Below are 18,720 nucleotides of genomic sequence, written 5' to 3' on the forward strand. Positions count from 1 at the left end.
ACAGGGCCAGAGCGGCCGGGATGCCGATCAGGGAGATGCGTACGGCCCGGCCCCGGTCGACCGCGAAGACGAGGAGCACCCCGATCGCGGCGGTCGCGGCGGTGGAGTACTTCATCATCACCGCGAGCCCGAGTGGCAGCGCGGCGAGCAGGGCCGCGGGCCAGGGCCGCCGGGGGCCGAGGGCGGCGGCGACGGCGAAGGCGGCGAGGACGACGGCCGTCCACTCCGGCTGGAGGAAGTCGTTGCGGGGGGCGAGGGCCAGGGCGAGCCCGGTGGCGCCGGCCGTCACCGCGGCCTCGCGGACCGTGGTCCGGCGCAGCAGGGCCGCGTACAGGGCGCAGGCCGCGGCGGCGGCGAGCAGGACGCCGGCCGCGTTCATCACCGCCTCGCGCACCGCCGTGCCCCCGAAGAAGGCGAGCCGGTCCAGGAGGGCGACGAACCACCGGTAGAAGAACGGGCGGTGGGTGAAGACCTCGGAGGGGGAGTAGTCGGCCGCGCGGCCGGTGCGCAGGGCGGCGAGGACGTAGTGGAGGTCGCCGGTGAGTCCGCGGGTGAGCACGGCGTACACCACGGCGGCCGCGGACGGCACGGCGACCGCCGCCCACCTGAGGGGGGAGCGGCGGCCGCTGCGCGCGGTGGGCCGTACGGTCGTGTCGTCGGCCAGTGTCGTCGTCATGACGTGTGCTCAGCCGCCCAGGAGGACGCGCAGGTCGGCCGCGTTGGCCTCGGTGACCTTCCACAGCTCCTGCTGGCGGCCGTGGACGTCGGCGACCGTCCTGTCGTGGTCGGCGAGGAGTTCCTTCGAGCGCTCCACCAGTCGGTCGGCGAGGTGGCGGTCGTGGACCGAGACGCCCCACTCGGGCCGCTCGATGTCCCGCAGGAAGTACGCCATCTTCGGGTGCGAGATGAGGCTGATGATCGGGGTGCCGCAGCCGAAGGGGATCATGCCCGCGTGGCCGCGCATGCCGATGACCAGCTTGGTGCGGGCGTAGAGGTCGAGGATCTCCTTGTTCTCGAAGTCGTACATCGGGATGACCGGCATCGAGATGCCGTGCTCGCGCCGCAGGTCGAAGACGATCTTCTCGTCGTCCAGGGAGTGCGCCACGCACTGGACCTCGGCCAGCTCGCCCAGGTCACGGACGGCCTTGGCCATCTGGGCCAGGAAGTAGCCGTAGTCGTGGCCGAAGCGCAGGCCCGCGCGGTCGTAGGCGGCGTTGACGAGGATCGTGTCGTCGCGCTTGGCCGGGTCCTGCCAGCCGGGCACCAGCTGACGGGTGACCGTCGTGGGGCAGGGCTGGAAGCGGATCTTGTCGTGGAGGTGGGACGGGACCATGGCCCGGACCTTCTCGATCGAGCCGTGGTTGCGCAGTCCGAAGAAGGCCGACTTCTCGACGAGGAGCCGTAGCGAGTCGCGGAAGCGGTTCGCCCGGTAGGACTGGCCGTCGAAGGCGTTGAAGCCGACGGCGAAGACCGCGACGGGCACGTCGATGCGCTTCAGGAGTGCGTCCGGGACGTTCCACTGCCAGGCGCTGTTGCCGTTGGGCATGGTGTCCGGGATGAACAGGCCGCCGCCTCCGATGACCAGGCCGCGACGGCGGTTGACGCGCTGGAGGGCGCCCTCGTCGAAGAGGCGGTGGGCGTGCACCGAGTGCCAGCGGCGGGAGGTGGTGTCGGGGCCGAAGGCGGAGCGGACACTCTCCGGGAGGAGCTTGTCGCCCGCGTTGCCCTGCCGGTCCATGTAGAAGGCGACGTGCGCCAACTGGTCCTCGGGGGCGCCCAGTTCCTGGGCCGGCACGGCGGAGGCACGCTGTGCCCACAGGCGGCTGGGGCGGTGGGTGGGGTCGACGGCCATGCCGGCGGTCGCGTGCCGCAGGGCCTCGGTGTTGTCGCCGTGCACCCAGGCCATCTGGGCGAGGCGGGCGTAGGCGGTGGCGGCCCGGTTGGGGGCGGCGGAGGCCAGCAGGAGCTGGGTCTTCGCCTCGTCGTAGCGGGAGACGCTCATCAGGGCGTGCCCGAGGACCTCGTGCGGCCAGGCCTCGTCGAGCGGGATGCGGACGCCGCTGAGGATGTCGACGGCGTCCTGGTAGTCGCCGGAGGAGATGTGGGCGGCGGCCACCTTGCGGGCCGCCTCGACGTCTCCGGTGCGGGCGACGTGCGGGGTGCCGTAGTGCACGATCAGGTCGTGGTGCAGACCGCCCTGCTGCGCCATGTAGGCGGCCTGGAACTCGGCGTCGGACAGCCCGAACTCGCGCCAGCGCTCCTCGGCCCGGCTGTACCCGGCCTCACCGCCCTGCCAGGGCTTGTGGCGCCCGGTGAAGTGGAGGATCGCGGTGTCGTCGGGGACCGCGAGGTCGCCGGACAGCCGCCGCTTGACGAAGTTGTAGCGGGCGTCGAGGCGCACGAAGTCGCCGTCCAGGACCGCGTTGAGGATGCCCTGGTCGTGCTTGTCCAGCTCGTAGTCGCCGGAGCGGCCGCACTTGTCGATCTTCGCGCAGAAGTCGTCGCTCAGGTACTCGCGCTGGATGACCAGCAGACCGGAGTTGAGCTTGTGCTGCCCGTAGAAGAACTGCGGGACGGCCGCGAGCCCCTCGCGCAGCCGCAGGAGTTCGCTCAGGTCACCGAGGACGACCATGTCGGTGTCGAGGGTGATGATGGTGTCGTACGCGCGGATCCTGAAGACGTCCAGGATGAAGTACGCCTTGCGGACCAGGTAGTTGTCCTGGTCGCCCTTCTTGTACGAGTCGTAGCGGTCGGCGTCGACGCGCTGGAGGACGATCCGCGGGTGCAGGGCGCGGATCTGCGCGATCGAGCCGGGGCGCAGGTCGTCGTAGAGGACGACGAAGTCCTCGCACACGTCCGGGTTGGTCAGCGCGAGGCTCTTCAGCAGGACGAGGAAGCCGGGCAGGTAGTTCTCGTCGACGAAGCTGGCGAAGGCGATCTTCCGCTTGCCGGTGAGCGCGTGCGCGTCGGTCACCGGGGCCAGGGGGGCGGTGGTCCCGATCAGGGAGTTGGTGGTCATCGCAGGGATATCCTCATGTCGGTCACGCTCTGGGCCCGCTCCATGACCCATGCCTTCTCGCTGGTGTATTCGTGCACGGACGTGATGGCGAGCTTCATCGCTTCCTGGACCCGGTAGGCACCGCTCTCGTAGAAGTCGAAGCCGATCAGGTCGAGCTTCGGGCTCACGTCGAGGAAGTCCAGCAGCCACAGCATGTTGAAGCCGGAGGTCGGGATGCCGGACCAGACGTCGGTGCCTACCTTGCCGATGTTGCGTAGGGGCCAGCGCAGCGACTCGTCGCCGAGGTAGGTCTGGGCGCCGGGCACCAGGCGGTTGCGCAGCGAGTACTTCCAGTCGCCGGAGACACCGCCGAAGACGAGGCGGGTGGTGACCTGCTGGTCCCAGTTGAAGCCGTGCTTGTGGATCGTGACGTGGATGTCCGTCCTGGCGCCGGTGTGCCTCGGGTCGACCCGGTACGAGTTGAAGCGGACGACGAGGTCGTACGCGTCGATCTCGGCGCCCATCGAACTCGCGCCCACGCGCCCGGAGTTGGCGATCAGGCAGATCGACTTGCCGGCGATCTGGTTGCGGAACTCGCCGAGGGTGATCCACTGCACGCCGCCGATGGTGGGGTCGTCGACCGGGCCTCGCATGCGGTTGCGGCGCTGCTCGGCGTAGAGCGCGACGGCCCGGGTGAGCGCCGCGCCGTCGGTGTCCTCGGTGGAGCGCATTTCGAGGTACTGGCTGAGCAGTTCCTGCCGCTCCTGCACGGGGGCGTTCTCGCCGGCCAGCGAGAGGAGCGCTCCCACCAGCCGCGGCTCGGCCTCGGCCCAGTCGCCGACGGCGTGCGCGGCCAGGCCCTCGGCCCACACGTCGGTGGCGGGGCGGCCGGCGAAGGCGCGGGCGCCGGGGACCTGGCCCTTGAGGAGTTCGAGGAGTTCGCGCTCCTTCTGCCCCGCGATGCGCAGCCCCGCGATCCGGGCGCGGACACCGAAGCCGTCGTCGTCGGTGAGGCTCAGGTACTTCTCGTACGCCTCCAGGGCCTCGGCCTCCTCGCCGAGTACCTCCAGGAGCCGGGCGCGCAGCCGCCAGCCGGCGCGGGAGTTCTTCCGCTGGGCGAGGACCGTGTCGCTGATGATCAGGGCGAGGTTCAGCTCGTCGTCGTAGCCGCACTCCAGGGCCTTGTTGGCGACGGCCAGCAGGGCGTCGAGCAGTTCGGCCGGGATGTTCGACGAGGGGCTCGCGGCACCCTTGACGGCTCGCTTCAGGAGGGCGGTCGCGCCGGACGGGGCGGGCGCCGCCGGGGTGGCCGTGGCGGTGGTGCCCCAGACGACGAGCAGCTTGCGCAACTGTTCGCCGAGTTCGACACGGCGGCGGTCGATGCTGCCGACCACCTTGCCGCTGTGCGCCGCGCAGGCGCGCAAGCAGTCGTCCAGCTCCCCTCCACGCGCGCGTGCACGCCTGTTCTGGACCGTCGTCATGGCACTCCTGTTGTTTTCTTGCCAAAGCAAAGGCAAGTTCTTGGGTTTACTGCGACGTGGGGGGATTCTGGGCGAACTTAGGAAGTCAAAACGACGTTCAGGTGAACTCACCGGGACCAGAAGGCCAATCGTTGATCCGGCGAGTAAGACATCGCCGTGATTCGGACTAACGTGCTGAGGCGCATCCACAGGAGTGACATAGGCTCTTCGGAGCTTGCGAAGGGGATTTCCGTGACCAGCATGACCGTCCGGCCGGCACCCGACCTGCCCCGGCGGCCGGAAGGGCCACTGCCCGCGCCGCGCCCCCGGGAGAACCGGCTGCGGGCCCTGGACGGACTGCGGCTGGTGGCCGCGCTGATGGTGGCCGCGTACCACTACGGCGGCCGCGGCGGTGACATCACCCAGTCCTGGGGAAGCTCCGCGCAACGCCAGTTCCCGACGCTGCACACCTATTTCTCCTATGGCTGCCTCGGCGTCCAGGTCTTTTTCGTGATCAGCGGATTCGTGATCTGCATGAGCGGCTGGGGCCGGCCCCTGAAGTCGTTCTTCGCCTCCCGCGCCTCCCGGTTGCTGCCCGCCTATTGGGCGGCGGTTCTGCTGGTCACGGCGGTGTTCGCATTGCCGATGGTCGCCTACAAGGCGCTGTCGCCGAGCGACGTCCTGGTGAACATGACGATGCTTCAGATGCCGCTGGGCGTCGACCGGGTGCTCGGCGTCTGCTGGACGCTGTGGGCGGAGGTCCGCTTCTACGTGCTGTTCGCGCTGTGCGTGGTCCTGCCCGGGGCCTCCCGGCGCCGGGTGATCATGTTCTGTGCCGGCTGGACGCTGGCGGCGGCGATCACGCAGGCCGCGCACCAGCCGCTGCTCGACGTGGTGTTCATGCCCGAGTACGCCTCCTACTTCATCGGCGGAGTCGGCCTCTACCTCGTCCACCGCGACCGGCGGGACGTGTACGCGTGGGGCATCGTGGCGGTCAGCTTCCTGATCGGGCAGCACTACGCGGTCCGGTCGCTGTGGAACGTGTCCGACCCCCACGCCTTCGCCCACCGCACCTCGCTGGGCATCGTGCTGGTGGTCGCCTTCGGCTTCGTCGCGGTCGCCGCGATCGCGCTGGGCTGGCTGAGCTGGGCCAACTGGCGCTGGCTGACGGTGGCCGGGGCCCTGACGTACCCCTTCTACCTGGTGCACGAGCACCTGGGCTGGGTGGTGATCAAGGTCCTCCACCGCGACCTGGGCCTGCCGTCGGCCGTGACCTTCGCCCTGACCCTCGCCGCGATGCTGACCCTGGCCTGGCTGCTGAACCGCTTCGTGGAGGACCGGCTCACCCCGCGGCTGCGGACCGCGCTCAACAAGACGCTCTGACGCTGTTCACCTGACGTTCGCTTCGCCGACCGCTCCGCCGCCGCTGGACGAGCAGACTGGTCTCATGGGTGACGCACAGCACACGTACAGGTATCCCGGTGAACTCCGTGACGTACCCGGATGGTTCCCGCCGCTCGACCAGATGCTGTTCAGCTGGTTCCTGCAGCGCCAGGAGAAACCGGGTGACCTGCTGGAACTGGGCGCGTACATGGGCAAGAGCGCGATCCTGCTCGGGCAGCACCTGCGGGACGGCGAGCGGTTCACGGTGTGCGACCTGTTCGGGGGCGAGGCACCGGACGGCGCCAACCGCGCGGAGGCCACGAAGTCGTACGCCTCCCTCACCCGGCAGGCCTTCGAGCGGAACTACCTCTCCTTCCACGACGCCCTGCCGAGGGTGATCGAGGGGCCCACCTCGGTCGTCCCGGGCGAAGTGGCTCCGGGCACCTGCCGGTTCGTCCACATCGACGCCTCGCACCTGTACGAGCACGTGTACGGCGACATCGGCGCCGCCCGCGAGATCCTGCTCCCCGACGGGATCGTCGTCCTGGACGACTTCCGGTCCGAGCACACCCCGGGCGTCTCGGTCGCCGTGTGGGAGGCGGTGCTCAACCGCGATCTGCGGCCGATCTGCCTCAGCACGCAGAAGCTGTACGCGACCTGGGGCGATCCGGAACCGGTCCAGGAGGAGCTCCTCGCGATGCTGCGGGAGCGCACGGACGTGGGCCTGAGTGTGCAGGAGGCGGCCGGTCACCGGCTGGTGCGGGCGCGGGCGCAGAAGATGCAGGCACCGCCGTTCCCGCGCTCCCGGCACTACGTGGCACCCGTGGCCGCACCGAGCCCTCCTCCGAAGCCGCGCCGCTCCCCGGCCCGCCGGATCGCCGTGGACCTGCTGCCACCCGTCGTCACACGCGCCGTGCGCAAGGTCAGGGCCCGGTAGGCCGGTACTGCCGCTCGATCCCGAAGCCGGGGCGGTGCTTCGCTCCGGGGCCCCGGCCGGCCTCCTGGACGGCCCGCCGACTGGGCCCGGGGTACCGGGAGTCGTCACTGACGGAGGAGACCCGCACGGCACCGGGCGGGCTCCGCGCCCCCGACGGCAAGCTCGGTGAGACCCGGCTCTTCGACGCGTCCCGGGGCCCGCACTGGACGCTGGTGGCGGTCGGCGTCGAGGCACCGCGGCTGCCGGAGTCGGTGCGGGTGGTCACGGGCGACGAGCAGCCGTCGTATACGTCGGCCGAGGGATCACGCGCTAGCGAGTGACAGCTTCACGGCGAACCCGAGGAACAGCGCCCCCGCCGCCGATGTCGCCCCCGCGGACAGCAGCCGCCGCCTGCGGAACGCGGACGCCAGCCTCGTCCCACCGAAGATCAGCGCGGTGAGGTACAGGAAGCTGGCCGCCTGCGCGAACGCCCCGAGGACGACGAAGGACAGCGCCGGATAGGCGTACCCCGGATCCACGAACTGCACGAAGAAGGCGACGAAGAACAGGATCGCCTTGGGGTTGAACAGGCTGATCACCAGAGCCTTGCGATACGGCCGCTCACCAGGACCGGCGTCGGAGACCTCCGCCTCGGCCAAGGGCGACCGCCGCGACCGCCACAGCCCCCACGCGGCCCGCAGCATCCCCACCGCGAGCCACGTCAGATACCCGGCCCCCGCGTACTTCACGATCCCGAAGAGCACGGCGTTGGCCTGGAGCAACGAGGCGACCCCCGCCGCCGACAGGGTCATCAGCACGGCGTCCCCGCACCACACTCCGGCCGCGGCGGTGTACCCGGCCCGCACTCCCCGCCGCGCGGCGACGGAGACGACGTACAGCGAGTTGGGCCCGGGCAGCAGGACGATCAGGACGAGGCCGACCAGATAGGTGGGGAGGTCTATGACACCGAACATGGGATCGAGTGTCGCACTCAGAACGCGTCCGTCGGGACATACGTGCCCCACACCTCCCGCAGCGCGTTGCACACCTCCCCCACCGTCGCCCGGGCCTTCAGCGCGTCCTTCATCGGGTACAGGACGTTGTCCTCGCCCTCGGCCGCCTTCTTGAGGGCGGAGAGGGCCGCGTCCACCGCGGACCGGTCGCGTCCGGCGCGGAGCCTCGCGAGGCGTTCGGCCTGCTGGGCCTCGATGGCGGGGTCGACGCGGAGCGGTTCGTACGGCTCCTCCTCGTCGAGTCGGAAGCGGTTGACGCCCACGACCACCCGTTCGCCGGAGTCGGTCTCCTGGGCGATCCGGTAGGCGTTGCGCTCGATCTCGTTCTTCTGGAAGCCCTGCTCGATGGCGGCGACCGCGCCACCGAGATCCTCGACCTTGCGCATCAGGTCCAGCGCGGCCGTCTCGACGTCGTCGGTCATCCTCTCGACGGCGTACGAGCCGGCGAACGGGTCCACGGTCGCGGTCACGTCGGTCTCGTGGGCCAGCACCTGCTGGGTGCGCAGGGCCAGCCGCGCGGACTTGTCGCTCGGCAGGGCGATGGCCTCGTCGAAGGAGTTGGTGTGCAGCGACTGCGTGCCGCCGAGGACCGCCGCCAGGCCCTGGACGGCGACCCGGACCAGGTTCACCTCCGGCTGCTGGGCCGTCAGCTGCACCCCGGCCGTCTGCGTGTGGAAGCGCAGCATCAGCGACTTGGGGTTCCGCGCGCCGAACTCGTCCCGCATCACCTTCGCCCAGATCCGCCTGGCCGCGCGGAACTTGGCGACCTCCTCCAGGATCGTCGTCCGCGCGACGAAGAAGAACGACAGACGCGGGGCGAAGTCGTCGACGTCCATGCCGGCCGCGACCGCCGTGCGCACGTACTCGATGCCGTCGGCGAGGGTGAAGGCGATCTCCTGCGCGGGCGAGGCACCCGCCTCCGCCATGTGGTAGCCGGAGATCGAGATCGTGTTCCACCTCGGGATCTCCGCCTTGCAGTACTTGAAGATGTCGGCGGTCAGCCGCAGCGAGGGCTTGGGCGGGAAGATGTACGTCCCGCGCGCGATGTACTCCTTCAGCACGTCGTTCTGGATCGTGCCGGTCAGCCGGTCGGCGCCGACGCCCTGCTCCTCGGCGACCAGTTGGTACAGGAGCAGCAGGAGGGCGGCCGGCGCGTTGATCGTCATCGACGTGGAGACCTGGTCCAGCGGGATCCCGTCGAACAGCACCCGCATGTCGTCGACCGAGTCGACGGCGACCCCGACCTTGCCGACCTCGCCGTGCGCGATCGGGGCGTCGGAGTCGTGGCCCATCTGGGTGGGCAGGTCGAAGGCGACCGACAGTCCCGTCGTGCCGTGGGCGATCAGCTGCCGGTAGCGGGCGTTGGACTCGGTCGCCGTGCCGAAACCGGCGTACTGGCGCATGGTCCAGGGGCGGCCCGTGTACATCGACGGGTACACGCCGCGCGTGAAGGGGTACCCGCCCGGCTCGCCGAGCTTCTCCTCGGGGGTCCAGCCCCGAAGGGCCTCGGGACCGTAGACGGGTTCGATGGGCAGTCCGGACTCCGACTCACGCGTCATGCCCACCACCGTATTGCGGTCTCGGGCGAAGCGCCGCCGGGTCGTTCGCGACCGGCCGTCCGGGGGGAGACATCAGGGGATGCCGGTGAGACGACTGGGGGTCCGGATGCGTAGTACGGGCATGGGGAGATCGTTCGCCGCGCTGCTGGTCCTGGCGCTGGCCTGCGGCTGCACGGTGCGGACCGCCGACGGGGACGGCAAGCGGCGCCTGCCGGTGCGGATCGAGGTCCCGGAGCGCAGTACGCCACCGGCGGACGACGCCCCGAAACCGAGTACGACACCGTCCGCTCCGGCCGCCGCGCCCGCCGCCGTGCTGTGGTCGCGGGGTGACTCCGGGCGGGACGTACGGGAGTTGCAGGCCCGGCTGCGTCAGGTCGCGTGGCTCTACGACGGGCCGACCGGGTCGTACGACGATCTCACCGAGCGGGCGGTGAAGGGGTTCCAGGGCAAGCGCGGGCTGCCGAGGACCGGGCGGACCGACACGGTCACCTGGAAGCGGCTGAAGGCCATGACGCACGAGCCGGGCAAGTGGGAGCTGTATCTGATGGGCGGCCAACCGGCCGACGCGCCGGACGCGCGCTGTCTGACCGGGCGGGTGCTGTGCATCAGCAAGACGAGCCGGACCCTGCGCTGGATGATCGACGGGCGGACGGTCATGACCGTGTCGGTCCGCTTCGGCTCGGTGGGCACGCCGACCCGTGAGGGCGTGTTCAGCGTCTACTGGAAGTCACGGCACCATGTGTCGACGCTCTACGACTCCCCGATGCCGTACGCCATGTTCTTCAGCGGCGGCCAGGCGGTGCACTACTCGGCCGACTTCGCCGCCAACGGATACGCGGGCGGCTCGCACGGCTGCGTCAACGTCCGGGACGAGACGGCGATCGCGGACCTGTACGCCCAGGTGCGCAACGGCGACAAGGTCGTCGTCCACTGGTGATTCGCGCGAGAAGGAATTAGGGGCGCGGACGGGACCGGGGGAACGTGTCCCGCCCGCGCCAGGTGCACGAGCCGTAGGTACGGGGGGAACCCCGGCTCTGTGCGACGGCCGATGACCAGTCGGCTCACTCACTACTGCGCTCCGGCCCCCGAAAACGTCACACCCACCGCGACGGAAACCTCGACAGGAGAGAAAGCGCAGGTCAGGAGCGCGCGGGGGGCGGTTCAGTGGGCGGCGAGCAGAACGCAGGCCCCGAGTGTCGTGGCCCCCAGCAAGAGGAGAACGACAACGAGACGGGCGGTCCAGGTGTCCTTCTCCACGGCCAGCTGGATCGTTCTCCAGAACTCACGTGTAGGTGCCATGAACGGGCTCCCTCGGCAGACGGTGTCGTAACCGGTGACCAGTTGGCTCACTCAGTACCGCGCCGCTTCGGCCAAGAACGTCACACCCACCGCGACCGAAGCCGGGGCGGGTGAGAAAAGTGCGGGTCAGTGGCGTAGGGACGGTCAGAGTGCGCTGTACGACGGGCTCGGTCCCGGATCGGGACCCGGATCCGGTGACATCGTTGCCCGGGTCGTGTCGAGCGGGACCTCGGAGGCGGTGCCGCCGTCGGGGGCGTGGTGGTTCTTGCCGGGGGACGTGAACTGATTGCCGTGGTGACCGTGCTCGTCGCCCCGGCCGTGCCCGTCACCCTTCCCGTCGCCGTGGCCGCTCTTGTCGTTGTCCTCGTGGTCGCCGGTGTCCTCGCCCTTGCCGTCGCCCTTGCGGTCGTCGGGGGCGGACTCGGTGTCGCGGGTGCCGGTGCCGGACAGGACACCCCTGCAGTACTTCCAGACCCGTGAGGTGCCGCCCGCCGCGCCCTCCAGGGAGCGCTCGCGGGTCGAGTCGAGCTTCTTTCCGGCGCGCACGTCCCGGCAGGCCGAGGCGGCTCCGTTCCAGTCGCGGCGGGGCCGTACGCCCAGCCCTTCGGACCCCTTGTCGGGCGTCGCTCCGGTGCCGCCGCGTGCCGTGTCCCGGGAGCCGGCCCCACCGGAGGGGGAGCCCCCGGGCGAGGGCACGACCTGCGGGGCCGTGGGCGACGGCGAGACGCGCCGGTGGTCCGGGGTGGCGGCGGCCGACACCGTCGCCGCGGGTTCCGGTTCGCCGTCCCCGAGGTGCGGCAGGACTCGAATTCCGGCCGCGACGGCCACTCCGCCCACCATCCCGACGGCCAGTACGGCGGCCAGTCCGAGGTGCGCGGGACGCCGCCTGCGGGGACGGCCGGCCCCCGTGTCCGGGGCGCCGATCCGCACGAGACCGCCGTCGGCGGAGCCGGTTCCGGTCCGCTGCCGGTCCCGGGCGGGCGGGCTCACCCAGTCGTCCGCACGATCCGCGCGCACCTTGCGGAACGCGGCCAGCGCGGCCTCCTCACCGGGGAGTTCGCCGCTGGTCGGGGCGGGTTCGGCGGTCAGCGCGTCCAGCGTTTTCGCGAGCCGCTCGGCCTGGTCGCGGGCGGCCTCGTCGACAGCTTCCAGTGACTCGCCGCGCAGCAACCGCTCCGCTGTCTCGAGGTCCAGCCACCTGTAGCTCTCGTCGGCCATCACATGTCCTTCTGCGTCCGCGGGCGCATATGCGTCACACTCGCGGACGTCACCGCACTGGTCTGCGGTTCTCGCTGCGGCGGCAGGGCGTCGAGCACACCGGCCGATTCCGGATCCTCGCCGAGGAGCTCGGCGAGCCGTTTCAGACCCCGGTGCGCGGCCGTCCGTACCGCGCCGGGACGCTTGCCCAGGGTCTCGGCGGCGGTCTTGGCGTCCAGGCCGACCACCACGCGCAGCACCACGGCCTCCGCCTGGTCCTGGGGCAGCCGGGCGATGAGCGAGAGGGTGGTGCCGGTGGCCAGCGCCTCGATGGCCTCGCCCGCGGTGTCCGACTCGGCGGCCTTCCCGGTCAGCTCGGTCTCGTCGCCGCCGACGGCGGGGCGGCGGCCGCGCATCCGGATGTGGTCGAGGGCGCGGTTGCGGGCTATCCGGGCGGCCCAGCCGCGGAAACGGTCCGCGTCTCCGTCGAAACGGTCCAGGTCACGGGCTATCTGGAGCCAGGCCTCGGAGGCCACGTCCTCGGCGTCCGGATCGCCGACCAGCGTCCGGACGTATCCGAGCAGCCGCGGGTGCACCGCGCGGTACACAGTCCGGAACGCGGTCTCGTCCCCGTCCTGTGCCGCAAGCACCGCGGCAGTCAACTCCGCGTCGTCCCCCAGCACCCGTGAATCCTCAATACGTGGTCGCGATCGATGGTCGCCGCTTCGAGCCGTCGAGGGGTTGTGGTGATCGTTCGAGAGTCGCGTTGATCATCAACTTCCGCGCCCGGCGCGAAAGGCACGTTACGACCTGAAACCGCTGCTCGTCCATGTCAGTACAAAATGCAACGACCTCGTGATCCGGAGCCGGTCCGGTGGGGTGTGACAGAAACCGCACTCACGACGCTGAAGAAAGTACGGGCCGCCGCGCGGCCCGTGCCGCGTGACGGCCGGGGCCTCTCCTGTGGGGGGTGGCGGCCCCGGCCGTCGCCTCGGCCGTGCCGCGTCACTGCTTGCCGGACTTGTTCCCGTCCGCGTTCTGCCCGCCGCTCGCCTTGTCCTTCTGCTTCCCCGGTTTCGCGCCGCCCGCGTTCCCCGCGCCCTTGGCCCCGTTCGCACCCTTCGCGTCGGCCGCGTCCGTCAGCGCGGTGCAGTAAGCGCTGACGTTCGCCTCGCCGCCGGCCGCCGCCACGAGCCGCTGGAACGCCGTGGAGTCCAGCGCCTTGCCGTGATCCCCGAGCTTCTCGTAGGCACGGCAGTGGGCCAGAGTGTCCTTCGCGGTGGGCGGGCGGCCGGAAGGAGCGGAGGCGGAGGACGGCACGCCGCCGGGCGACTCGGCCGGGGTGCTCGCCGAGACGCTCGGGCGTACGTCCGACTCCCGCGCCGCGCCCCGGTCATGACCGCCGCCCGCCGAGCCGATCGCCGCGTACGCGACCCCGCCGAGGGTGAGGCTCGCCAGGAGCACGGAGAGCGTCGCCCTCAACGAACGCGCCCGGCTCCGCCGCGTGCGGGGCCGCCAGTCGTCCCGCCGCCGTGTCCGCGCCCGATGCTCGCCGGCGTCCCTCGCCGCCCGAAACGCGACCACGGCCCGCCGCTCCCCCTCGTCCTCGCACTTCTCCCCGCGGATGGCCGCGGCGAGCACAGCTTCCAGACGGGTGTCGCCGGACGGGGACCCAAGGTCGTACGACTGCTCACGGCCGGGCGCCGAGCCGTCGCCTCGTGCCCGCCCCCGCACGGCCTTCGCCGGGCGCGCATGCCGGCGGCCGGAGGCATCGCCGCTCCGCTCGTCACCCATGCCGTGTCCGTTCCTGTCCGACGTGGCGTCCTGACCTGTCATGTCGACTCCCCCAGCGTCCGGGAGCCGTCTTCCGTCACACTCTCGACGCCGAGTTGCTGCGCCAGCCGCTTCAGACCCCGGTACGCGGCCGTGCGCACCGCGCCGGGACGCTTGCCGAGGACGCGGGCCGCTGCGGGGCCGTCCAGTCCCACCACCACCCGCAGCAGCACCGCCTCGGCCTGGTCCCGCGGCAGCCCCCGGACCAGTTCCAGGGCGTACTCGGTGGAGAGCGACTCCAGCGCCTGGTCGTGGGTGCTGTACGGGCCGGGCAGGTCCAGCATGTCCTGCTCCAGCGCCGACGACCGGGGCCGCACCTTCTGCCGGCGCAGATGGTCCAGGGCCCGGTGCCGGGCGATGGTCGCGGTCCAGCCCCGGAAGCCCGCCCCGTCGCCCCTGAACCGGCCCAGGTCCCGGGCGATCTCCAGCCAGGCGTCCGACGCCACGTCCTCCGCGTCCTCCCCGACCAGCCCGCGCAGATACCCGAGCAGTCCGGGCTGCACCAACCGGTAGGCGACCGCGAAGGCGGTCTCGTCGCCCTCCTGGGCCCGCGCGACGGCCGCACCCAGTTCCCCGTCGTACGCCTGCACGCGGCGGGGTTCCCCTCCCTGGCCCAAAAACTTTCCCGTCCGTACCGGTTCGTGGCGATTCCGCACCGTCCGGCACGGTCGCCCTTGCCCATGTCCCCCACGGTCAACAGCGTCGGACCTCACAGAAGTGTCACAGCAGGTCGGACATCCCGGGCACCTCGCAAAGGACGCGCGTGACGCCTGTGGGTCTCCGTACGCTGTTGTAGATGCCACCTGTGTGACAGGTGGTGTTTCTGTGACCGGATTCAGGGTCTGTTGACCAATTCAGGGGTGGGGTAGTGAGTCGTCGTAAAAGCCGTGCGTACAGACCGCTGAGCATGAAGCGGCGGGCGTGGCTGACACTCGGTGCGGTGGTTCTGGGAGGCGGCGGCATCGCGACCTACGCCGTCGCCAGTCCGTCGGCCGACACCGCGGGGGACGTGCAGCCCAAGCGGCCGGTGAAGGTGTACGACCTGACACTGAAGAGCACCGAGGCCGGCAAGCGGGAGCTGCCGCGCACCGAGACCAAGCAGTTCTCGCTGCTGGGTGTCTCGTGGACGGGGGTGACCAAGCCGCTGGAGGGCAAGGCGCAGGTCCGCACCCGCAGCAGTGAGACGGGCGAGTGGACCGCCTGGCAGGACCTGGAGACGAACATCGACCCGCCGGAGGACCCCGACGAGCGCAGCGGCGCGCGCGGCGCGTCCGAACCGCTGTGGGTCGGCCCCTCGGACGGCGTGCAGGTGCAGGTCGTCCACGAGGACGGCAGCACGAGTGCCGGACTGCCCAAGGGACTTGAGGTCAACCTCGTCGACCCGGGCATCGCGACCGCCGCGGAGCAGCGGACCGCCGGCGACGACACGGACCCGGCGGCGTTCGCCGTGGACGGGACGCCGTCGCCGACCGGGAGCGAGAGCACGTCCGCCGCTCCGACCCCGACGGACCCGGCCACGTCGGCCTCGCCCTCGCAGTCCGCCACCGGCTCCCCGACGCCGGCGCCGACCGCCACCATCCCCACCGCGCCCCCGTCGACGGTCCCCGAGCCCACGATCGTCTCCCGTGCCGGCTGGGGCGCCGACGAGTCGCTGAGCCCCGACCCGTCGGAGTACAACGCCGATGTGAAGGCCGTCTTCGTGCACCACACGGACGGCAGCAACGACTACTCGTGCACCGACTCGGCCGCGATCGTGCGGGGCATCTACGCGTATCACACGCAGACCAACGGCTGGAACGACATCGGCTACAACTTCCTCGTCGACAAGTGCGGCACGATCTTCGAGGGCCGCAAGGGCGGGGTGGACCTGCCGGTGCTCGGCGCACACACCTACGGCTGGAACCGTGAGTCCACCGGCATCGCGGTCCTCGGCAACTACACCGACGCGGGCGCCTCGAACGCCGCCCTCACCTCGGTCGCCCGGATCGCGGCCTGGAAGCTCGGCCAGTACGGCGTCGACCCCGGCTCGACGGTCCAGCTGAACGCGGGCGCTACCCAGAAGAACCTCGCCGGTACGAGCTTCACGGCGGGCAGCGCCTACACCTTCAACCGGATATCCGGCCACCGCGACGGCTACGCCACCGAGTGCCCGGGCACCTCCCTCTACGCCCAGCTGCCCACCATCCGCGCCTGGGCCTCGGGCCCGGTGCAGGGCCTGAAGCTCACCTCGCTGACCGGCGCGACCCTGTCCGGCTCGACGTACTTCACGAAGGGCGCGATCACGGCGAAGTGGTCGGCCACCACGCCGAGTTCGCTGATCTCGAAGTTCGAGCTGCTGGTCGACGGCAAGGTCGTCGCCTCCGTCGCCGGTACGGCCACGTCGGCGAGCACCACGTTGGCCGCGGGTACCCACAAGGTCGCCGTACGAGCGGTGCACCAGTCCGGCAAGACCACTCCCGCGACCACCGCGCTGACCGTCGCCACCGACACCACCGCGCCGGCCTTCTCCACCACGCCGAAGATCACCCTGCGCACCGGCACGGTCAACACCACCGCCGTCCCGGTCACCCTCAGCTGGAAGGCCACCGACTCCCAGGCCCTGAAGTCGGTGAGCCTGCTGTCCCCGACGACGGCCACCTTCGGCCCGACCACCACCAGCTCCAGCCGCACCGCCAAGTCCGGCGCCGCGAGCACCTGGTCGATGAGGGCGGACGACGTCGCGGGCAACACCCGCACCTCGTCGCCCTCCTACACGCCGATGATCCTCCAGGAGACCTCGGCCACGAAGTCCGGGAGCTGGACGAGCCGTTCCTCCACGAGCTACCTCGGCGGGAAGTCGTACTCCAGCGGTTCCAAGGGCGCGAGCCTGACCTGGACGTTCACCGGCCGGTCCGCCTCCTGGGTGGTCTCGCGGGCGTCCACCTCCGGGCAGGCGTACGTGTACGTGGACGGCACCAAGGTCGCGACCGTGGACCTGAAGTCCTCGACCACGAAGTACCGCGACGCGATCTGGACCAAGTCCTGGGCCGGCAGCGCCAAGCACACCGTGAAGATCGTGGTGGTCGGCACCAGCGGCCGTCCGACGGTCACGACGGACGGCCTGGTGTACATCAAGTAGGGCCTCAGCCCAGCGTGTCCACCGGCTCGGGCGTCCGCTCCCCCGCACCCTGGGGAGTGGGCGCCCGTTCCGCGTTCACGACGACTCCGGCGATGAGCGCGGCGAGCAGCAGCGCGCCGAACGCCCACCAGGTGGCCACGTTGAAGCCGTGCACGGTGGCCTCCGCCTGGAGCTGCCGCCGGTCGACGCCGGGGCCCGCGTGCGCGGTGAGGTAGGTCGCGGTCACGCTCGCGGCGATCGTGTTCAGCAGGGCCGTACCGATCGAACCGCCCACCTGCTGCGCGGTGTTGAAGGTCGCCGAGGCCGCACCCGAGTCGCGGGGCGCGACGCTTCCGGTGGCCAGCGAGATGGAGGTCATCATCGCCGTGCTCATGCCGAGGCCCAGCATCAGCATCCCGGGCAGGACGTGCGACACGTACGCCGGTTCCACGCCGACCTGGGCGATGATCGACAGCCCGCCCGCGGCGGTCAGCAGTCCGGGCACGATCAGGACCCGCGGCGGGACCCTGCCCAGCAGCCGTGCGGCGATCTGCGTCGAGCCGACGATCATCGCGGCGGTCATGGGCAGATACGCGAGCCCGGTCTTCAGCGGCGACCATCCGAGGACGCCCTGGAGGTAGTAGGTCAGGAACAGGAAGACGCCGAACATCCCGACGGTGACGAACAGGACGGTCAGGAAGGCGCCGACGCGCTGCCGGTCCCTGATCACCGACATCGGCAGCAGCGGCACCCGCGCCCGGGTCTGCCACACCGCGAACGCGGCGAGCAGGACGACTCCGGCGACCAGCAGGGTCACCACGAGTGCGTCGCCCCAACTCCGGGACGACGCCTCGGAGAAGCCGTACACCAGCGACAGCATCCCGGCCGAGCCGAGCAGCGCGCCCGGCACGTCGAGGTGGGCGTCGGGATGCCGTCCGCCGGGCGTGAGGATCGCCCACGCGCCCGCGAACGCGACCAGCGCGATGGGCACGTTGACGTACAGGCACCAGCGCCAGTCCAGGTACTGGGTGAGCAGGCCGCCCGCGAGCAGCCCGATCGCGGCGCCCGCCCCGACGATCGCGCCGAACACCCCGAAGGCCTTGGCGCGTTCCTTGGGTTCCGTGAACGTCGTCGCGAGCAGGGACAGCGCGGACGGCGCGAGCAGCGCGGCGAAGACGCCCTGGAGGGCGCGCGCCCCGAACAGCATTCCCTGGCCCGTCGCGGCGCCGCCGAGCGCGGAGGCGGCGGCGAAACCGAGGAGCCCGATCATGAACGTGGTCCTGCGCCCGGCGAGGTCGGCGATCCGGCCGCCGAGCAGCAGGAGCCCGCCGAAGGCGAGCGTGTAGGCGGTGATGACCCACTGCCGGTTCCCGTCCGACATGTTCAGGTCGGCCTGGGCGGACGGCAGGGCGATGTTGACGATGGTCATGTCCAGCACGACCATCAACTGGGCAAGCGCGATGACGACCAGCGCCCACCAACGACGGTTGTCGGCCATGACCCCATCGTGCGCCTGCCACCGGCCCTTTGGGAACGGTAGCGTCTCTTATTACGGTGTTTTTGCCTCCGCGCTCAGCGCCGCCCGGCACCCGTCGCGTCGCGGCACAGCAGCCGCAGCGAGCCGTCCCCGGCGAAGCAGCGGCGGGCCTCCTCCACCGGGTCCCACAGCCGTCCGTCGGGCGTACGCACCCAGTGCTCACCGCCGCTCGTCCACCACTCGGCACCGGTCTGGTGGACGACGACCTCACCGGCGTAGGCACCGAGCCCGCGCAGCACGGTCTCCACGGCGGCGTACGGCGCCCCCTCCCGCCGTATCTCCTCGATGAGCCGGTCGACGCGCCACAGGCTCTGCGCCGAGTAGTCGAGCCGGACGCGGGCGCCCTCGCGCAGGGCCGTCACGGCGTCGGAGGCCCAGCGCACGGGTTTGGCCGCGGCGGCGGGTCGGCTGGTCCGGCGGGTGGTCAC

Annotated in this window: 16 protein-coding genes; 5 read left to right on the forward strand and 11 right to left on the reverse strand. The window is 71.2% G+C overall.

Annotated features, from left to right (window positions below):
• Positions 1-20: 20 nt before the first annotated feature.
• Positions 21-449, forward strand: coding sequence for a hypothetical protein (locus RKD20_RS16925; RefSeq protein WP_424878457.1), 429 nt, complete (start codon positions 21-23; stop codon positions 447-449).
• Positions 450-685: 236 nt separating this feature from the next.
• Here the strand turns inward: RKD20_RS16925 and RKD20_RS16930 are convergent, their stop codons facing one another.
• Positions 686-3,019 (reverse strand): glycosyltransferase, encoded by a 2,334-nt coding sequence (locus RKD20_RS16930; RefSeq protein WP_424878458.1) that lies wholly within the window; start codon positions 3,017-3,019, stop codon positions 686-688.
• Positions 3,016-4,479 carry a glycosyltransferase family 29 protein gene (locus RKD20_RS16935; RefSeq protein ID WP_424878459.1) on the reverse strand — a complete coding sequence of 488 codons (1,464 nt, stop codon included), beginning with the start codon at positions 4,477-4,479 and terminating at the stop codon, positions 3,016-3,018. Before RKD20_RS16935 ends, RKD20_RS16930 begins: the two co-directional genes overlap by 4 nt.
• A 240-nt stretch (positions 4,480-4,719) precedes the next feature.
• On the opposite strand from RKD20_RS16935, the gene RKD20_RS16940 reads away from it, so the two are divergent.
• Positions 4,720-5,841 (forward strand): acyltransferase family protein, encoded by a 1,122-nt coding sequence (locus RKD20_RS16940; RefSeq protein WP_424883240.1) that lies wholly within the window; start codon positions 4,720-4,722, stop codon positions 5,839-5,841.
• 64 nt (positions 5,842-5,905) lie between these two features.
• The gene (locus tag RKD20_RS16945; RefSeq protein WP_424878460.1) at positions 5,906-6,778 is read left to right on the forward strand and encodes a class I SAM-dependent methyltransferase; all 873 of its coding nucleotides are present in this window, start codon (positions 5,906-5,908) and stop codon (positions 6,776-6,778) included.
• A 302-nt stretch (positions 6,779-7,080) separates the two neighbouring features.
• Here RKD20_RS16945 and leuE read toward each other — a convergent pair whose 3' ends face one another.
• Entirely contained in the window at positions 7,081-7,731 is a 651-nt protein-coding gene (gene leuE / locus RKD20_RS16950) for a leucine efflux protein LeuE (protein WP_424878461.1), read from the reverse strand.
• Positions 7,732-7,748: 17 nt separating this feature from the next.
• Entirely contained in the window at positions 7,749-9,329 is a 1,581-nt protein-coding gene (locus RKD20_RS16955) for an acyl-CoA mutase large subunit family protein (protein ID WP_424878462.1), read from the reverse strand.
• A 121-nt stretch (positions 9,330-9,450) separates the two neighbouring features.
• Between RKD20_RS16955 and RKD20_RS16960 the strand changes: the two genes are divergently transcribed.
• Complete coding sequence (locus RKD20_RS16960; protein WP_424878463.1) at positions 9,451-10,266, forward strand: L,D-transpeptidase family protein; 816 nt, start codon at positions 9,451-9,453, stop codon at positions 10,264-10,266.
• Positions 10,267-10,490: 224 nt separating this feature from the next.
• On the opposite strand, the gene RKD20_RS16965 is transcribed toward RKD20_RS16960, so the two are convergent.
• From RKD20_RS16965 to RKD20_RS16985, 5 genes are all read right to left on the reverse strand, one after another.
• A complete protein-coding gene (locus RKD20_RS16965) occupies positions 10,491-10,628 on the reverse strand; it encodes a hypothetical protein (protein ID WP_424878464.1) in 138 nt (45 codons plus the stop codon).
• A 144-nt stretch (positions 10,629-10,772) separates the two neighbouring features.
• Entirely contained in the window at positions 10,773-11,846 is a 1,074-nt protein-coding gene (locus RKD20_RS16970; protein WP_424878465.1) for a hypothetical protein, read from the reverse strand.
• The gene (locus tag RKD20_RS16975; protein ID WP_424878466.1) at positions 11,846-12,508 is read right to left on the reverse strand and encodes an RNA polymerase sigma factor; all 663 of its coding nucleotides are present in this window, start codon (positions 12,506-12,508) and stop codon (positions 11,846-11,848) included. The genes RKD20_RS16970 and RKD20_RS16975 overlap by 1 nt, the downstream gene beginning before the upstream one ends.
• Before the next feature lie 322 nt (positions 12,509-12,830).
• On the reverse strand, positions 12,831-13,661 hold the full coding sequence (locus RKD20_RS16980; RefSeq protein ID WP_424878467.1) for a hypothetical protein: 831 nt from the start codon (positions 13,659-13,661) through the stop codon (positions 12,831-12,833).
• Entirely contained in the window at positions 13,658-14,275 is a 618-nt protein-coding gene (locus tag RKD20_RS16985) for an RNA polymerase sigma factor (RefSeq protein WP_424878468.1), read from the reverse strand. Before RKD20_RS16985 ends, RKD20_RS16980 begins: the two co-directional genes overlap by 4 nt.
• 290 nt (positions 14,276-14,565) lie before the next feature.
• Between RKD20_RS16985 and RKD20_RS16990 the strand changes: the two genes are divergently transcribed.
• Positions 14,566-16,776, forward strand: coding sequence for an N-acetylmuramoyl-L-alanine amidase (locus tag RKD20_RS16990; RefSeq protein WP_424878469.1), 2,211 nt, complete (start codon positions 14,566-14,568; stop codon positions 16,774-16,776).
• Between the two features lie 4 nt (positions 16,777-16,780).
• Here the strand turns inward: RKD20_RS16990 and RKD20_RS16995 are convergent, their stop codons facing one another.
• The gene (locus RKD20_RS16995; protein WP_424878470.1) at positions 16,781-18,253 is read right to left on the reverse strand and encodes an MFS transporter; all 1,473 of its coding nucleotides are present in this window, start codon (positions 18,251-18,253) and stop codon (positions 16,781-16,783) included.
• 74 nt (positions 18,254-18,327) lie between these two features.
• Complete coding sequence (locus RKD20_RS17000; protein ID WP_424878471.1) at positions 18,328-18,720, reverse strand: hypothetical protein; 393 nt, start codon at positions 18,718-18,720, stop codon at positions 18,328-18,330.

This window comes from Streptomyces sp. SLBN-8D4, from assembly GCF_049739545.1.
Lineage (GTDB): Bacteria > Actinomycetota > Actinomycetes > Streptomycetales > Streptomycetaceae > Streptomyces > Streptomyces canus_C.

Excerpts from the sequence above, each read along its gene's own strand:
- RKD20_RS16930 (WP_424878458.1), bottom strand. The coding sequence starts at position 3,019 with ATGACCACCAACTCCCTGATCGGGACCACCGCCCCCCTGGCCCCGGTG.
- RKD20_RS16980 (WP_424878467.1), bottom strand. The coding sequence starts at position 13,661 with ATGACAGGTCAGGACGCCACGTCGGACAGGAACGGACACGGCATGGGT.
- RKD20_RS16935 (WP_424878459.1), bottom strand. The coding sequence starts at position 4,479 with ATGACGACGGTCCAGAACAGGCGTGCACGCGCGCGTGGAGGGGAGCTG.
- RKD20_RS16995 (WP_424878470.1), bottom strand. The coding sequence starts at position 18,253 with ATGGCCGACAACCGTCGTTGGTGGGCGCTGGTCGTCATCGCGCTTGCC.
- RKD20_RS16990 (WP_424878469.1), top strand. The coding sequence starts at position 14,566 with ATGAAGCGGCGGGCGTGGCTGACACTCGGTGCGGTGGTTCTGGGAGGC.
- RKD20_RS16965 (WP_424878464.1), bottom strand. The coding sequence starts at position 10,628 with ATGGCACCTACACGTGAGTTCTGGAGAACGATCCAGCTGGCCGTGGAG.
- leuE (WP_424878461.1), bottom strand. The coding sequence starts at position 7,731 with ATGTTCGGTGTCATAGACCTCCCCACCTATCTGGTCGGCCTCGTCCTG.
- RKD20_RS16960 (WP_424878463.1), top strand. The coding sequence starts at position 9,451 with ATGGGGAGATCGTTCGCCGCGCTGCTGGTCCTGGCGCTGGCCTGCGGC.
- RKD20_RS16925 (WP_424878457.1), top strand. The coding sequence starts at position 21 with ATGCCGATCAGGGAGATGCGTACGGCCCGGCCCCGGTCGACCGCGAAG.
- RKD20_RS16955 (WP_424878462.1), bottom strand. The coding sequence starts at position 9,329 with ATGACGCGTGAGTCGGAGTCCGGACTGCCCATCGAACCCGTCTACGGT.
- RKD20_RS16940 (WP_424883240.1), top strand. The coding sequence starts at position 4,720 with ATGACCGTCCGGCCGGCACCCGACCTGCCCCGGCGGCCGGAAGGGCCA.
- RKD20_RS16945 (WP_424878460.1), top strand. The coding sequence starts at position 5,906 with ATGGGTGACGCACAGCACACGTACAGGTATCCCGGTGAACTCCGTGAC.
- RKD20_RS16970 (WP_424878465.1), bottom strand. The coding sequence starts at position 11,846 with ATGGCCGACGAGAGCTACAGGTGGCTGGACCTCGAGACAGCGGAGCGG.